16 protein-coding genes and 1 pseudogene are annotated in these 15,192 nt (G+C 60.7%); 12 read left to right on the top strand and 5 right to left on the bottom strand.

Features of this window, described 5'->3' with window-relative positions; translation table 11 throughout:
• Window positions 1–108 precede the first annotated feature (108 nt).
• Entirely contained in the window at window positions 109–354 is a 246-nt protein-coding gene (locus tag CLU80_RS12365; RefSeq protein ID WP_047596728.1) for a TIGR02647 family protein, read from the bottom strand.
• Between the two features lie 254 nt (window positions 355–608).
• Window positions 609–899 carry a hypothetical protein gene (locus CLU80_RS12360; RefSeq protein WP_093429718.1) on the bottom strand — a complete coding sequence of 97 codons (291 nt, stop codon included), beginning with the start codon at window positions 897–899 and terminating at the stop codon, window positions 609–611.
• A gap of 123 nt (window positions 900–1,022) precedes the next feature.
• On the opposite strand from CLU80_RS12360, the gene CLU80_RS12355 reads away from it, so the two are divergent.
• Window positions 1,023–1,682, top strand: a complete 660-nt coding sequence (locus tag CLU80_RS12355) for a glutathione S-transferase family protein (RefSeq protein WP_099757491.1) — start codon at window positions 1,023–1,025, stop codon at window positions 1,680–1,682.
• 130 nt (window positions 1,683–1,812) lie between these two features.
• Here the strand turns inward: CLU80_RS12355 and argH are convergent, their stop codons facing one another.
• Complete coding sequence (argH, locus tag CLU80_RS12350) at window positions 1,813–3,207, bottom strand: argininosuccinate lyase (RefSeq protein WP_095049356.1); 1,395 nt, start codon at window positions 3,205–3,207, stop codon at window positions 1,813–1,815.
• Window positions 3,208–3,541: 334 nt separating this feature from the next.
• Between argH and CLU80_RS30650 the strand changes: the two are divergent.
• The 8 genes and pseudogenes from CLU80_RS30650 to rsd form a co-directional block, all read left to right on the top strand.
• Window positions 3,542–3,682 (top strand): annotated as a pseudogene (locus tag CLU80_RS30650) (sensor histidine kinase); the annotation flags it as partial.
• Window positions 3,679–4,425, top strand: coding sequence for a LytR/AlgR family response regulator transcription factor (locus CLU80_RS12345; protein ID WP_093429721.1), 747 nt, complete (start codon window positions 3,679–3,681; stop codon window positions 4,423–4,425). The pseudogene CLU80_RS30650 and the gene CLU80_RS12345, both read left to right, overlap by 4 nt.
• 138 nt (window positions 4,426–4,563) lie before the next feature.
• Window positions 4,564–5,505 (top strand): hydroxymethylbilane synthase, encoded by a 942-nt coding sequence (gene hemC, locus CLU80_RS12340; RefSeq protein ID WP_093429722.1) that lies wholly within the window; start codon window positions 4,564–4,566, stop codon window positions 5,503–5,505.
• Complete coding sequence (locus CLU80_RS12335) at window positions 5,502–6,263, top strand: uroporphyrinogen-III synthase (protein WP_099757490.1); 762 nt, start codon at window positions 5,502–5,504, stop codon at window positions 6,261–6,263. The genes hemC and CLU80_RS12335 overlap by 4 nt, the downstream gene beginning before the upstream one ends.
• A gap of 16 nt (window positions 6,264–6,279) precedes the next feature.
• Window positions 6,280–7,422 carry a uroporphyrinogen-III C-methyltransferase gene (locus tag CLU80_RS12330; protein ID WP_093429724.1) on the top strand — a complete coding sequence of 381 codons (1,143 nt, stop codon included), beginning with the start codon at window positions 6,280–6,282 and terminating at the stop codon, window positions 7,420–7,422.
• Window positions 7,419–8,657: a heme biosynthesis protein HemY gene (locus tag CLU80_RS12325; protein ID WP_099757489.1), complete on the top strand. Its 1,239-nt coding sequence runs from the start codon at window positions 7,419–7,421 to the stop codon at window positions 8,655–8,657. The genes CLU80_RS12330 and CLU80_RS12325 overlap by 4 nt, the downstream gene beginning before the upstream one ends.
• A gap of 218 nt (window positions 8,658–8,875) precedes the next feature.
• Entirely contained in the window at window positions 8,876–9,427 is a 552-nt protein-coding gene (locus CLU80_RS12320; protein WP_093429726.1) for a disulfide bond formation protein B, read from the top strand.
• 183 nt (window positions 9,428–9,610) lie between these two features.
• Window positions 9,611–10,069, top strand: coding sequence for a sigma D regulator (rsd, locus tag CLU80_RS12315; protein ID WP_093429727.1), 459 nt, complete (start codon window positions 9,611–9,613; stop codon window positions 10,067–10,069).
• Window positions 10,070–10,129: 60 nt separating this feature from the next.
• Here the strand turns inward: rsd and CLU80_RS12310 are convergent, their stop codons facing one another.
• The gene (locus CLU80_RS12310) at window positions 10,130–10,795 is read right to left on the bottom strand and encodes an FKBP-type peptidyl-prolyl cis-trans isomerase (RefSeq protein ID WP_099757488.1); all 666 of its coding nucleotides are present in this window, start codon (window positions 10,793–10,795) and stop codon (window positions 10,130–10,132) included.
• Window positions 10,796–10,987: 192 nt separating this feature from the next.
• On the opposite strand from CLU80_RS12310, the gene CLU80_RS12305 reads away from it, so the two are divergent.
• Window positions 10,988–12,133, top strand: coding sequence for an AlgP family protein (locus CLU80_RS12305; RefSeq protein ID WP_099757487.1), 1,146 nt, complete (start codon window positions 10,988–10,990; stop codon window positions 12,131–12,133).
• Here CLU80_RS12305 and CLU80_RS12300 read toward each other — a convergent pair.
• Window positions 12,130–12,591 (bottom strand): TIGR02444 family protein, encoded by a 462-nt coding sequence (locus CLU80_RS12300; RefSeq protein WP_093429730.1) that lies wholly within the window; start codon window positions 12,589–12,591, stop codon window positions 12,130–12,132. The genes CLU80_RS12305 and CLU80_RS12300 overlap by 4 nt on opposite strands.
• 50 nt (window positions 12,592–12,641) lie before the next feature.
• On the opposite strand from CLU80_RS12300, the gene CLU80_RS12295 reads away from it, so the two are divergent.
• Together CLU80_RS12295 and CLU80_RS12290 are read left to right on the top strand one after the other, a co-directional pair.
• A complete protein-coding gene (locus tag CLU80_RS12295) occupies window positions 12,642–14,552 on the top strand; it encodes an ATP-binding cassette domain-containing protein (RefSeq protein ID WP_099757486.1) in 1,911 nt (636 codons plus the stop codon).
• Window positions 14,552–15,133 carry a mechanosensitive ion channel family protein gene (locus tag CLU80_RS12290; RefSeq protein WP_093429732.1) on the top strand — a complete coding sequence of 194 codons (582 nt, stop codon included), beginning with the start codon at window positions 14,552–14,554 and terminating at the stop codon, window positions 15,131–15,133. Before CLU80_RS12295 ends, CLU80_RS12290 begins: the two co-directional genes overlap by 1 nt.
• The last annotated feature ends 59 nt before the right edge of the window (window positions 15,134–15,192 follow it).

Raw genomic sequence — 15,192 nt, 5'->3', positions numbered from 1 at the left:
GACTTTTAAGCTGAATTTGTTTTTTGACGTCAGATTTCTATCGCGGGTGGCCGGGCAAGCCCGCGGAAATCCCGTGGCAGGAGTTCCCGTGGGCAAAGTCAGGGGGAATCAGGCGGTTTCCTGCTCTCTCAGAATGGTCAGCACGGTTTGCACACTTTGTGCGGCATCGCGACCGAGGCTGGTCAGATACCCGCCATCGGGCTGGTCGGTCAGTTCTTTTTCAAAGAGGCGTTTGGCAGCGGCGATGTGTTTCGGGGCAGCGGTCTGATGAATTTTCAGACCTTCCTGGGAACTGTCCAGGTTGAAGAGTGCGAGGACTTCCAGTTCGGCAACCAACTCAGGGGTAAGCGACATAAGGACTCCAGACTTTCTAGGAATTGGACGACAGCGTCCCTAAGGTGAACCCGCTTTTGCGGCATGTCCAGTGCTCAGATCAGGGATTTTGTCTTGAGGCGGATTGCAGTGTAGTCGGGAGGCGGGAGTTGGCTGGATGGATACGTTACAAACATTGTAGGAGTGAGCCTGCTCGCGATAGCGGAGTGCCTGTCAGCATCTTTTTCACTGACAGAACGCTATCGCGAGCAGGCTCACTCCTACAGGATCGGGGCTTACTGCTTTTCGGGTGGCAACTCTGGCAAAGCGCGCAGCGCCGCTTCGTACCATTCGGTATTGAACGCACGGTCTTCATCGAGCATCGCGTCGATTTCGTAAGCCAGTACGTGAGCCATCAGATTGAGGATTTCTTCGCGCTCGACGCCCACCAGGGTCAGCTTGTTGAACGTCGCTTTGGCGGCCGGCGGATTGTCGCTTTCGATCTGGTTTTCGATGGCTTCGATCAACGTCGCTTCGGTGAACTCTTCTTCGTCGTTGTCATTGTCGATGTCTGTCGGCTCGCTCATGGCAGGCTCCTCATGGAAAGGCGCCAGTTTACCCGCATTCAGTGGCGTGATGCTGCTGGCGGGAAACGCCTGAGCGATCTATAAACAGGCACTGCCCACCCCGCACGGCCTGGAGGCTATGTGATGTTCAAGCTCTACGGATTCTCAGTCAGCAACTACTACAACATGGTCAAACTGGCACTGCTGGAAAAAGGCCTGCCGTTCGAAGAGGTCACGTTCTACCCGACGCAGACAGCGGAGTCTCTGGCCATCAGCCCGCGCGGCAAAGTGCCGGTGCTGGGTGTAGACGCTGGTTTTATCAACGAAACCGCGATCATCCTCGAATACCTCGAACAGACCCAGAAAGGCACGCCGCTGCTGCCGAGCGATCCGTTCCAACGCGCGCAGGTGCTGGCGATTGCCAAGGAAATCGAGCTGTACATCGAGTTGCCGGGACGCGCTTGTTACGGCGAGGCGTTCTTCGGCATGACTCTGCCAGAGGCGATCAAGGAAAAGACCAAGACTGAATTGCAGCTGGGTTTCGCCGCGCTGGGCCGACATGGCAAATTCGACCCGTACGTGGCGGGCGACAGTCTGAGCATTGCCGATTTGTATTTCCTCTACAGCGTGCCGCTGGCCTGTGCGGTCGGGCAGAAGCTGTTCGGGATTGATCTGCTGGCGGAGTTGCCGCAGGCGAAGGCGCTACTGGAGAGGTTGGAGCAGAATCCGCATGTGCAGAAGATCGCGGCAGACAAGGAAGCTGCGATGCCGGCGTTTTTGGCGATGATCGCTGCCAAGAAGTGAGTTTTATAGCGCTCTGAAGGAAGCCTTCGCGAGCAGGCTCGCTCCCACATTTGGATTTTTGTTGAACACAAAATTTGTGACCGACAAAAATCCCCTGTGGGAGCGAGCCTGCTCGCGAAGCTTTTGGCTTTTAGCGGCTAGCGATCAGCGCCTGACCGCGTACCACCGCTGCCTTGACCTGCGCCGGCGCAGTGCCGCCGATATGGTCACGGGCATTCACCGAGCCTTCCAGGGTCAGCACGGCAAACACGTCCTGCTCGATCTGATCACTGAACTGGCGCAGTTCTTCCAGGCTCATCTCGGCCAGGTCCTTGCCAGTGTCGACGCCGTACTTCACCGCGTGACCGACGATTTCATGGCAGTCACGGAACGGCAGGCCACGGCGTACCAGGTAGTCAGCCAGGTCGGTCGCGGTGGAGAAACCGCGCAGCGCCGCTTCACGCATGATCGCGTGCTTGGGCTTGATCGCCGGGATCATGTCGGCAAAGGCTCGCAGCGAATCACGCAGGGTGTCGGCGGCGTCGAACAGCGGCTCTTTGTCTTCCTGGTTGTCCTTGTTGTAGGCCAGCGGCTGGCCTTTCATCAGGGTCAGCAGACCCATCAGTGCACCGAACACACGGCCGGTCTTGCCACGCACCAGCTCCGGTACGTCAGGATTTTTCTTTTGCGGCATGATCGAACTGCCGGTGCAGAAGCGGTCCGGCAGATCGATGAACTGGAACTGCGCGCTGGTCCACAGCACCAGCTCTTCGGAGAAGCGCGACAAGTGCATCATTGCGATGCTCGCGGCCGAGCAGAATTCGATGGCGAAGTCGCGATCGGAGACGTTGTCCAGCGAGTTGCCGCCCACGGCGTCGAAGCCCAGCAGTTGCGCGGTGTATTCGCGGTCGATCGGGTAGGTGGTGCCAGCCAGCGCGGCGCTGCCCAGCGGCATGCGGTTGGTGCGCTTGCGGCAGTCGACCAGACGCTCGTAGTCGCGGCTGAGCATTTCGAACCAGGCCAGCATGTGGTGCCCGAAGGTCACTGGTTGCGCGGTCTGCAGGTGGGTGAAGCCCGGCATGATGCTCGCGGCTTCGCGCTCGGCTTGCTCCAGCAGGCCTTTCTGCAGGCGGGTGATCTCGGCGAGGATCAGGTCGATTTCGTCACGCAGCCACAGGCGAATGTCGGTGGCGACCTGGTCGTTACGGCTACGCCCGGTGTGCAGCTTTTTACCGGTGACGCCGATGCGGTCGGTCAGGCGTGCTTCGATGTTCATGTGCACGTCTTCGAGGTCGACACGCCAGTCGAACTGGCCGGCCTCGATTTCGCCCTGAATGGTCTTCAGGCCGTCGATGATGCTGTCGCGCTCGGCATCGGTCAGCACGCCGACCTTGGCCAGCATGGTGGCGTGGGCGATCGAGCCCATGATGTCGTGGCGATACAGGCGCTGGTCGAAAGTGACGGAGGCGGTGAAGCGGGCGACGAAGGCGTCGACGGGTTCACTGAAGCGGCCGCCCCAGGACTGATTGGTCTTGTCAGTGCTCATGAATTCGCTCGTATCGGCTTGAAGAAAGAAGGCGTGAAACGCTGGCGCGGATAATAACAGGGTTGCCAATCCTGTCGCTGACACTGGTCGATACGTTTTTTTCTCATTGCGTCAGCCATAGTGGCCGCTGGTGCCGGGGGATTTGCACAAGGATATTTTTCGATTGAGCAATATCGGCCCGGCGAGCGTCTACAGTTGGACATAAGGGTCGACGCGGCTCTGGATCGCGCAAAGGTCTGGCCGGCGACTATAAGAAGAGGGGGTGGGTGTTTTGTCCTTCGGCAAACCCCGTGAGAAACGCAGGAAACAGCGGGCTTTGAGCAGTACGACCCGGACACTGGCAAATATTGCTGGCCGACGTACGGCACTTTTTGGCGCTCGGGCTAGTCTTAGCGTGGATCGCGGTGACGGACGTCACTTCACCTGTCTACGCTATCCTTGTGCGAGACTCACGCAGGAATCCAGCGCAATATGAATGTCCTGATCGTTGATGACGAACCACTGGCTCGCGAGCGCCTCAGCCGAATGGTGAGCGAGCTCGAGGGTTATACAGTTCTGGAGCCCGGCGCCACGAATGGCGAAGAGGCGTTGGCACTGATCGACAGCCACAAGCCGGATATCGTGCTGCTCGATATTCGCATGCCGGGTCTCGATGGCCTGCAGGTTGCTGCCCGTCTGTGCGAACGTGAAACGCCGCCGGCCGTGGTGTTTTGCACCAGCCCCGATGAATTTGCCGTGGAAGCCCTGCAGGCCAGCGCCGTGGGCTATGTGGTGAAACCCGTGCGAACCGAACATCTGCATGACGCCCTGAAACGGGCTGAACGTCCCAATCGGGCGCAACTCTCGGCCCTGACCCGTCCCGCTGCCGAAAGTGGCAACGGCCCGCGCAGCCATATCAGCGCCCGAACCCGCAAAGGCATCGAACTGATCCCGCTGGATCAGGTGGTCTACTTTATCGCCGACCACAAGTACGTGACCCTGCGCCACGAGGCCGGTGAAGTGTTGCTGGACGAGCCGCTCAAGGCCCTCGAAGACGAATTCGGCGAGCGCTTTGTGCGTATCCATCGCAACGCGCTGGTCGCCCGCGACCGCATCGAACGTCTGCAGCGTACGCCGCTGGGGCATTTCCAGCTGTTTCTCAAGGGTCTAAATGGTGACGCGCTGATCGTCAGTCGTCGGCACGTGGCCGGTGTGCGCAAGATGATGCAGGGCCTGTAACCCGGTCATTCCGGACAGCTCCAGCTCCTTTTTACCAGGCACTGCGGGCCAGGGAGGCCGCGCCGACTCTGATTCAAGTCAAAGTGGATTTGGCTGAGCTGTTATTATCCGCCGTATCTATTCAGTACGGATTGATCCATGTCCTCTCGCGAAATCCGCATCGCCACCCGTAAAAGTGCGCTTGCCCTCTGGCAGGCCGAATACGTCAAAGCCCGTCTTGAAGCGGCCCACCCGGGCCTGCTGGTGACGCTGGTGCCCATGGTCAGTCGCGGCGACAAACTGCTCGATTCGCCACTGTCGAAAATCGGTGGCAAGGGCTTGTTCGTCAAGGAACTGGAAACTGCGCTGCTGGAAAACCAAGCAGACATCGCCGTCCACTCGATGAAAGATGTGCCGATGGACTTCCCGGAAGGCCTCGGCCTGTTCTGCATCTGCGAGCGTGAAGATCCGCGTGATGCCTTCGTTTCCAATACGTATGCCAGCCTGGAAGCATTGCCTGCCGGCAGCATTGTCGGCACGTCGAGTCTGCGTCGGCAGGCACAGTTGCTCACCCGTCGTCCGGATCTGCAGATCCGCTTTCTGCGCGGCAACGTCAACACTCGCCTGGCCAAACTCGATGCCGGTGAGTACGACGCGATCATCCTCGCCGCCGCCGGCCTGATCCGCCTCGGCTTCGAAGATCGCATCACTTCGGCGATCAGTGTTGATGACAGCCTGCCTGCCGGTGGCCAAGGTGCAGTCGGCATCGAATGCCGCAGCGCCGACACCGAAATCCACGCCTTGCTCGCACCGCTGCATCACGCCGACACCTCGTCGCGCGTCACCGCCGAGCGTGCCCTCAACAAACATTTGAATGGCGGCTGCCAAGTGCCGATCGCCTGCTATGCCGTGCTCGAAGGCGAACAGTTGTGGTTGCGTGGTCTGGTCGGTGAGCCAAGCGGCGGCAAGCTGCTCAGCGCCCAAGCGCGCGCGCCACGGGCCGATGCCGAAGCACTGGGTGTGAAGGTCGCCGAAGACCTGCTCAGCCAGGGCGCCGACGACATTCTCAAAGCGGTCTACGGCGAGGCAGGTCACGAGTGACCGGTTGGCGCCTGCTGCTGACGCGCCCCGCGGAAGACTGTGCGGCGCTGGCGCAGACGTTGGCCGGGCAGGGCGTTTTCAGTAGCTGTTTGCCGCTTCTGGACATTGTCCCGCTGCCAGTCTCTGAGAAAATTCGTCAGGCGATTACGCAGTTGCCAAGTTGCAGTGCAGTGATTGTCGTCAGCAAACCGGCGGCGCGTATTGCGCTGGATCTGCTCGAAGGTGCATCTGCGCTGACGATGCCGTGGTTCAGTGTCGGCGCGGCGACTGCGCAGATTTTGCTGGATCACGGTCTGGACGCGAACTTCCCGGCCGCCGGCGATGACAGCGAAGCCTTGCTGCAATTGCCGCGTCTGCGTGAGGCGGTCAGCCAGCCCGGCGCGCAGGTGTTGATCTTGCGCGGGGAGGGGGGGCGTGAACTGCTCGCCGAGCGCTTGCGTGAGCTAGGTGCTAGTGTCGAGTATCTGGAATTGTATCGACGCGACCTGCCAGCCTATGCCCCGGATGAGCTGCCACGGCGGATCGAAGCGGAACGCTTGAACGGGCTGGTGGTCAGCAGTGGACAGGGTTTCGAGCACCTGCGCCAAATGGCCGGCGATGCCTGGCCGACTATCGCGCCGTTGCCGTTGTTTGTACCAAGCCCAAGAGTCGCCGAGCTGGCACGTGCCGCCGGGGCTCAAACAGTTGTGGATTGCCGCGGCGCGAGTGCCGCGGCTTTGCTGACGGCGTTGCGGGAGTATCCCGAACCCGTTTTCTAATGCAAAGGATGGATACGTGAGCGAAACAGCCTTGCCAAAAGATGACGTCCAGCCTGTGATTGAACCCCAGGTTGAAACTCCACCGCCGGCCACAGAGCCGCGCCGAGGCAATGGACTGGCCATCGTCGCTTTGTTGCTCGGTGCTGCCGGTGTTGCGATCGGCGGCTGGGGTGTCTGGCAGGTTCGTCACCTGCAGACCAACACTCAACAGCAGTCCGGTGAAGTGCAGGCATTGAACGATCAGGCACAGAGCCTGAAGCTCAATGAACAGCGTCTGACCGAGCGCCTCGCGCAGCTGCCGGGTGCCGACGAACTTGCCGAGCGCCAGCGTCTGGTGACCCAGCTTCAAGGTGATCAACAGCGCCTCAATCAACGTCTGGAAACGGTGCTGGGCGCTAGCCGCAAGGACTGGCGTCTGGCCGAGGCCGAGCATTTGCTGCGCCTGGCCAGTCTGCGTTTGTCGGCTTTACAGGACATCAGCAGCGCTCAGGCGCTGGTCCAGGGCGCTGACGAAATTCTCCGTGAGCAAAACGATCCAGGCTCTTTCGCCGCCCGCGAGCAAGTGGCGAAAACCCTGGTGGCGCTGCGCAGTACTTCGCAACCGGATCGCACCGGTCTGTTCCTGCGTCTCGGCGCGCTGCGTGATCAAGTCATCGACCTCACCGAGCTTGCGCCGGAGTACAAGGATCGTGGCGAATCGCTGCTGGGCCTGACCGCTGACGGTGACGGCGCCAGTCGTTGGGCGCAGTGGTGGGACCAGGTCTCGCGCTATATCCGTATCGATTTCAATGCCGACAAGAATGTGCGGCCGCTGCTGGCCGGGCAGAGCCTGAGTCAGGTGCGTCTAGCCCTGAGCCTTGCGCTTGAGCAGGCGCAGTGGGCAGCCCTCAACGGTCAGGCGCCGGTCTATACCCAGGCGCTGGCCGAAGCGCGCGATGTGCTCAAGGGCAATTTCAACCCGGACAATCCGCAAAGCAAAGTGATGCTCGAGCAGGTCGGTGAGTTGAGCAAGGAACCGGTCACAGTCACCACGCCGGATCTGGCCGGCACGCTGAGTGCGGTGCAAGCCTACCTTGAACGGCGCAACGTTAACGCCGAAGAGTCGGTGAAACCCTTCGCCAAGCCTGCCGCCAACACCGCGCAGGAGACCACGCCATGAAACGCCTGTATGTGATCGTGTTTCTGGTGATCGCGGCGACAGCGGCGCTGGGTCTGGCGATTGCCGAGCATTCCGGTTACGTGCTGGTGGCCTACAAAAGCTTCCGCTACGAGTCCAGCCTGTGGGCGACGCTGGCGGTCATCGCGGTGCTGTGGCTGCTGATCTGGGGGATCAAGGCACTGGTCGAATTGGTCATGACCTCCAGTGGCGTAGTCAACCCATGGTCGCGCCGCAACCGCAGTCGGCGCGTGCAGGTGGCGATCGAGCACGGTCAACTGGATCTGGCCGAAGGTCGCTGGGCCAGTGCTCAGCGTCACCTGTCTCGAGCGGCTGAAGCCGAGCGCCAGCCATTGCTGTACTACCTCGGTGCTGCCCGCGCAGCCAACGAGCAAGGTCTTTACGAAGAGTGCGATCGTTTGCTGGAACGGGCGCTTGAACGTCAGCCCCAGGCGGAGCTGGCCATCGCTTTGAGTCATGCGCAGTTGCAGACTGACCGTGGCGACACCGACGGTGCCTTGGTGACGCTGCAAGCGATGCACGATCGCCATCCACACAATGCGCAGACGTTGCGTCAGTTGCAGCGCTTGTACCAGCAGCGCGGCGAATGGTCGGCGGTGATTCGTTTGCTGCCGGAATTGCGCAAGGACAAAGTCCTGCCGCGCGCCGAACTGGCCGAACTCGAGCGCCGCGCCTGGGGTGAAAACCTCTCGCTGGCTGCGCAACGGGAAGAGGATGGCAGCGTGGGTTTGCAGTCGCTCACGCGCGCCTGGGAGCAGCTCACTTCGGCGCAACGGCAGGAGCCGCCGCTGGTGTTGGCGTACGCCGAACAGTTGCGGCAGTTGGGCGCCCAGGTCGAAGCGGAAGAAGTGCTGCGCACTGCCCTCAAACGCAAGTACGACAGCCATCTGGCCCGTCTCTACGGGCTGGTGCGCGGCAGCGATCCGGCCCGCCAGTTGCAAACCGCCGAAGGCTGGCTGAAGGAGCATCCGAACGATCCAAGCCTGCTGTTGACCCTCGGCCGACTGTGTCTGCAAACCAGTCTGTGGGGCAAGGCACGGGATTACCTGGAAAGCAGTCTGCGTTTGCAGCGCAATCCCGAGGCGTGTGCGGAACTGGCGCGCCTGCTCGCCCAGTTGGGCGATACCGAGCGCAGCAATCAGTTGTTCCAGGAAGGCCTTGGTCTGCTGGACGAGCGCCTGCTGGCCGCGCCGTTGCCGGCTCCGGCCCAAGTCTGAAGTGGCGAGGGAGTTCGCTCCCTCGCTTACCTTTTGTGGCTGAATTTTCCACTTCGTTGAGCGCCTGAAGCAAATTCCTACAGCGGTCTACACCAATTCCTCTCGATCCTGTCGGGTTTTCCCTACACCTCTGGTGAACTGTCGGCAGGGCCTTGCCTTGAAAGGCTGACACGCTTTCCTCTACCGTAACCGTCTGTCTCTACTGTTACGGAAAAGCCATGTCGTTGGCCTGCTCACGCTCCTTGTTCTTCATGGCTTTCACTGCGGGGGCCTTTGCTCTGGGAGCTTCCTATTATCTTGAATATGCAGTCGGCCTGACGCCGTGCAGCCTGTGTCTGGTGCAGCGCCTGTTCCTCACGCTGCTGTGCGTAGTCAGTGGTCTGGCGGCGGTGCACGGTCCCAAACGTGTCGGTTTGTGGTTCTACTGGCTGTTGACCCTGGGCGCCAGCCTGGGTGGGACCACGGCGGCCTGGCGGCAGGTACTGATACAGAGCGATCCGATGCTGCACCTGCTCAATTGTTCGCCTGCTCCCGAGGCCTTGTTCAGTGGTCTGCCATGGATCTGTGCCCTGCAAACGATGTTTAGCGGCGGTACCGATTGTGCGGAAATATCCTGGACGCTGTTCGACCTGAGTATCCCGGAGTGGAGCCTGCTGTTCTTTGTCGCGGTATCGATTCTGGCGGTGTATCAATTGTTGCGGCTGGTATGGAGTGCTCTGCAACGCCCGCTCAGCGGCCAAGCGTCGCACCCGGTGCTGTTGCGGGATTAAACACTTGTATGAACTTTATCTCCTGCGTACCTTGAAGCCATAGGCGTGCGGGCATAATCTGGCCCGCACGTGTCATTGGATTTATGTTGCTCGATGACGCTCTGCCCGGCCGACCCCCAAGCCAGAATCAAAAGAGGGGCGCGGGTGTAGAGCAGCATGACCCACAAGGGAAGAGAGATCGCCATGCTCGAAAGTTGTCAGAATGCTCAGGAACGTTGGGGTGGGGTTCATCTGCTGATCGACCGCTGGTTGCAAGAGCGTGAAGAGCTGATCGGTGCCTACGACAAACTCGGTGCACAGCCTGAGTCGCTCTCCGAGAACCGCAAGCCTCTGCAGGAATTCTGCGGTGTGCTGGTCGATTACGTCTCGGCTGGGCACTTCGAAATCTACGAACAGCTGACGGGTGAAGCCAAGGCTTTCAACGACAAGCGTGGGCTGGAACTCGCCGAGACGATTTATCCGCGCATCGATGTCATTACCGAGAAGCTTCTAGCCTTCAACGACCTGTGCGATGAGGGCAAATGCGTTGCAGAGAAGTTCAAAGAGCTAGGTGGCCTGCTCCACGAACGCTTCGAACTTGAAGACTGCCTGATTGAAGTGCTGCACACAGCACACAAGGAAGAAGATCCGGTTCAGGCCTGATCCCGAACCCTGATCAAAAAAAACGGTGCGCCCGAAAGCGCACCGTTTTTTATTGCCCGATCAACTCGTCGCACCACGCAATTCCACTTCAAACACCAGCGGTGTGAACGGCGCAATCAGGTCACCGGCACCGTCAGCGCCATAGGCCTGGTCCGATGGAATCACCAGTCGCCATTTCGCGCCTACCGGCATGTTCTGCAACGCGGTGCGCCAGCCGGCAATCACGCTGTCGAGGTTGAACCATTGCGGCTGAGTGTTCTGATCGAACACGGTGCCATCCGGCAACCGTCCGACGTACAGCACCTGCACTTTTCCATCGGGGCCAGCCCTGGCACCGGTACCCGCTGTCAGCTCGGTGAGCAGGATGCCGTCAGCCAGTTCCTGAACACCCGGTTTGGCTTTTTCAGCGGTAAGAAAACGTTGCTCGTTTTCCATCGCCGCATCACTTGAAGGCTGTGCAGAGTGCTCGGCGTTTTGCGCTTCATGATCGGCCAGAATCTGTTCGATACGTGCTTCGCTCAACGCCAGCGGCTTGCCTTGATAGGCTTGTTGCAAGCCATCGACCAGCGCCTGGATCTGCAACTGCGGGACTTCCTGACGCAGCCGTTCACCGAGGCTGGCACCGAGGCTGTAGGCCAGATCGTGAGCATCGTTCGCGGTGTTTTTTTCGTCAGCGTGAACGGCCGAAAAAACCATGCAGAGGGATAAAAAAAAGTAGCGCGACATGGGCACACTCCGTCCTGAGATGCGGTGGATTATGCCAGCGCGAACGTCTGCAACGGTGAACTGCTTTTGACTTCGCGCAGAACATTTTCGATTCGGTGCAACGCAACGCAATCGATACTGTCAAGATGCCCTAGCGGCGGTAACTGCAGAGGTCTAGTATGAGCCGCACTCACGTCAGCCAGGAGGTAAACCATGTCGGCCACCAAGAAGCCTGTAAATACTCCGTTGCACTTACTCCAACAACTCTCGGGCAGCCTGCTCGAGCATCTGGAAAACGCTTGCTCCCAAGCCTTGGCTGATGCTGAAAAACTGCTCGCCAAACTGGAAAAGCAACGCGGCAAGGCGCAAGAAAAACTGCACAAATCCCGCACCAAATTGCAGGACGCAGCCACTGCCGGTAAAGCCAAGGCACAGAACAAAGCCAAGGCCGCAGTGAAAGAACTGGAAGACCTGCTCGATGCCTTAAAGGATCGTCAGTCCGACACTCGCAGCTACATTCTGCAACTCAAGCGCGATGCCCAGGAAAGCCTGAAACTGGCCCAGGGTGTGGGTCGCGTTCAAGAAGCCGTGGGCAAAGTACTGTCCACCCGCGCCGCCAAACCGGCAGCGGCACCGGCGAAGAAAGCGGCTGCCAAACCGGCTGCAGCCAAGCCTGCAGCGAAAACCGCAGCGGCTAAACCTGCTGCAAAAACGGCGGCCAAACCTGCGGCGAAAAAACCGGCTGCGGCGAGCGCTGCCAAACCGGCGGCTAAAACCACTGCTGCAAAACCAGCTGCTGCCAAGCCAGCCGCTAGAACGGCTGCCGCCAAACCGGCTGCAAAACCAGCCGCGAGCAAAGCTGCTCCCGCGAAAACTGCAGCTGCCAAACCGGCCGCTAAACCTGCGGCGAAAGCTGTGGCGAAACCAGCCGCAAAACCTGCTGCCAAAACCGCCGCTGCCAAGCCAGCCGCCAAACCGGCTGCCAAACCGGCTGCCGCTAAACCCGCTGTAAAAACCGCGGCAAAACCTGCCAAGCCGGCTGCAAAACCAGCAGTGAAAGCCGCCGCCAAGCCAGCCGCCGCTGCTAAACCAGCGACCACTGCTGCCAAGCCTGCTGCTGCAAAACCGGCCGCCAAACCAACTGCCAAACCGGCCGCAAAACCAGCCGTGAAAAAGCCTGCCGCTGCCAAACCAGCTGCCGCCAAACCGGCTACCACTCCAGCTGCCAAGCCTGCCGTGCCAGCCACTCCGGCAACGCCAGCCGCCGCTGCTCCAGCCGCCACCACCTCGACTCCTTCGACTGCGCCATCGCCAGCCGCTGCGTCGAGCGTCAGCAACAACCCGACCAGCGCTTCCTAAGTGCCGGTTGCCGCGACGCGCAGCACTTGCAGCGCGTCGCGGTTCGGGCTGGCCGCCATGCCGGCCAATCCTTCAAGCCAGGTCTTCGAGCCTGCATCGTTTAGCGGCCATTCCTGCGCCACCCCTTCAAGCCGTGACAGCAACGCTCGCTCAGCCTCAAGCTCCAGTGATTTGATCTGCTCGCGCATGCCTTTCAGCACCGCATCATCAACGGCCCGTGTTTTCCATTGCATCCGCAGTGAGCGCAGCGGCTGTACCACCTCGGTATCCCAGGGCTCGGTCAGCGTCTGAAGCTGGCTTACACGTTGTTCATCACAGATCACCCCGCGTTGTTCGAGCCATAAACCGCACAGCAGCAGGCACACATTGGCGCCCGCCGTTTGCAGTCGCAGGCAGGCATCTTCCACGCCCGGGCGGGCGTAGGTGGCAAGGGAAAAGCTCCACAGGTCAGAGGACATCGTGCTACTCGCGCCAGTTGTGAGCGAAGCTGGTAGACTCCGCCGCCATTATGATCCGACTTCAGAACCTGACTTTACAGCGTGGCCCGCAACGTCTGCTAGAAGACGCCGAGCTGACCCTGCACGCCGGCCACAAAGCCGGCCTCATCGGTGCCAACGGCGCCGGCAAATCGAGCCTGTTCGCCTTGATTCGGGGCGAACTGCACCCCGACTCGGGTGATTGCTTCCTGCCGGCTGACTGGCGCATCGCCCACATGCGCCAGGAGATCGAGACCCTTGAGCGTCTTGCCGTCGACTATGTGCTCGATGGCGATTTGCGTCTACGCGAGGTGCAACGTGACCTCGCCGCCGCCGAAGCGGCGCATGACGGTGCCGCTCAGGCCCGCCTGCACTCGGAACTCGACAGCGCCGACGGCTACACCGCCGACGCGCGGGCGCGCAAATTGCTCGCCGGTCTCGGCTTCACCAACGAGCAGATGGATCGCCAGGTAGGAGATTTCTCCGGTGGCTGGCGGATGCGTCTGAATCTGGCGCAGGCATTGATGTGCCCGTCCGACCTGTTGTTGCTCGACGAACCGACCAACCACTTGGACCTCGACGCGATCATCTGGCTCGAAGAGTGGCTGAAAAGCTACCCGGGCACCTTGCTGCTGATCTCCCACGACCGTGATTTCCTCGATGAAGTCGTCGATCACGTGGCCCACGTCGATCAGCGCAAAATCACCCTGTATCGCGGCGGCTATACCGCGTTCGAACGCGCCCGTGCCGAGCGTCTGGCCCAGCAGCAACAGGCCTACGAGAAGCAGCAGGCGCAACGTGCGCACATGGAAAGCTACATCGCCCGTTTCAAGGCCCAGGCGACCAAGGCCCGTCAGGCACAGAGCCGGATCAAGGCACTGGAGCGGATGGAAGAGCTATCGGCGGCCCACGTCGATTCGCCATTCGACTTCGTCTTCCGCGAGTCGAGCAAGATCTCCAGCCCGCTGATCGACCTGTCGGATGCGCGTCTTGGCTATGGCGACAAAACCATCCTGGAGAAGGTCAAGCTGCAACTGACCCCGGGCGCGCGGATCGGCCTGCTCGGCCCGAACGGCGCAGGTAAGTCGACGCTGATCAAAAACCTCGCCGGCGAACTGTCACCGCTGGGCGGGCGGCTGACCCGTGGCGAGAACACTGTGGTTGGCTACTTCGCCCAGCATCAGCTCGATTCGCTGGATTCCAAGGCCAGCCCGTTGTTGCACTTGCAGCGTCTGGCGCCGACCGAGCGCGAGCAGACACTGCGTGACTTCCTCGGCGGTTTCGACTTCCGTGGCGCGCGCATTGATGAGCCGGTACTGAATTTCTCCGGTGGTGAAAAAGCGCGTCTGGCCCTGGCGTTGATCGCCTGGGAGCGGCCGAACCTGTTGCTGCTCGACGAACCGACCAACCACCTCGACCTGGAAATGCGCCTGGCGCTGACCATGGCGCTGCAGGAATTCAGCGGCGCGGTGCTGGTGGTGTCTCACGATCGTCACTTGCTCAAGAGCACCACCGACAACTTCTACCTGGTCGCTGATGGCAAAGTCGAAGAGTTCGATGGCGACCTCGAAGACTACGCGCGCTGGCTGGTGGAGTACCGCCTGCGTAACGCGCCGGTCAGTAACACCCCGGTGAATCCGGACAAGACCGACAAAAAGGCCCAGCGTCAGGCTGCTGCTGCGTTGCGTCAGCAACTGGCCCCGCACAAGCGTGAAGCTGACAAGCTCGAAGCCGAGCTGGGCAAGCTTCACGAGAAACTGGCCAAGGTCGACGCCAGCCTCGGCGACAGCGACATCTACGAGCCGGCACGCAAGAACGAATTGCGTGATCTGCTCGCTGAACAGGCCAAGCTGAAGGTTCGTGAAGGCGAGCTGGAAGAGGCGTGGATGGAAGCTCTCGAGGTATTGGAAAGCATGCAGGCGGAGCTGGAGGCGCTGTCCTGATGGAAGCGTTCAAGCTGCCGCTGCCGGCGGAGTGGGTCGAGCCGATCTGGTTCGCGGTGCAGATTCTGCTGATCCTGCTGGCCGGTTACCTCACTCAGCGCTTCGTCGCCAAAGGCCTGACCCGGTTGGGCGAGCGCTATCCGTTCCCGCCGCAATTGCTGATGCCACTGCGCGGCGTGTTGCGCTGGCTGATCATGGGCAGTGCGCTGATCTTTGTTCTGGAACGCCTCGGTGTCTCGGCCACGGTGCTGTGGACGGCGCTGTCAGGGTTCGTCGCCGTGGCGGCGGTGGCGTTCTTCGCGATGTGGAGTGTGCTGTCGAATCTGCTCTGCGCGATTCTGATCTTCACGGTTGGGCCGTTCCGGCTGGGCGATATCGTTGAGCTGGTGGACACCACGGACAAGCCTGGCGTCAAAGGCCGGGTGGTGGCGATCAATCTGCTTTACACCACGTTGATCGAGGCGGAAGAGCTTGGGACTGGCAGCGCGATGGTGCAGGTGCCGAACAGCTTGTTTTTCCAGCGCTCGGTACGACGTTGGCGCGGGACGGATGTATTCCCTTCCAGCGGGTTCGAGAAGTAAGTCTTACAGCAAGATCAAAAGATCGTCCGATCGCGGCCCGAGCCTTCGGCAGCTCCTAC

The organism is Pseudomonas sp. 29 (genome assembly GCF_002754355.1).
In the GTDB taxonomy this organism is placed as follows: domain Bacteria; phylum Pseudomonadota; class Gammaproteobacteria; order Pseudomonadales; family Pseudomonadaceae; genus Aquipseudomonas; species Aquipseudomonas neuropathica.
This window is presented reverse-complemented; position numbering and strand designations above follow the sequence as displayed.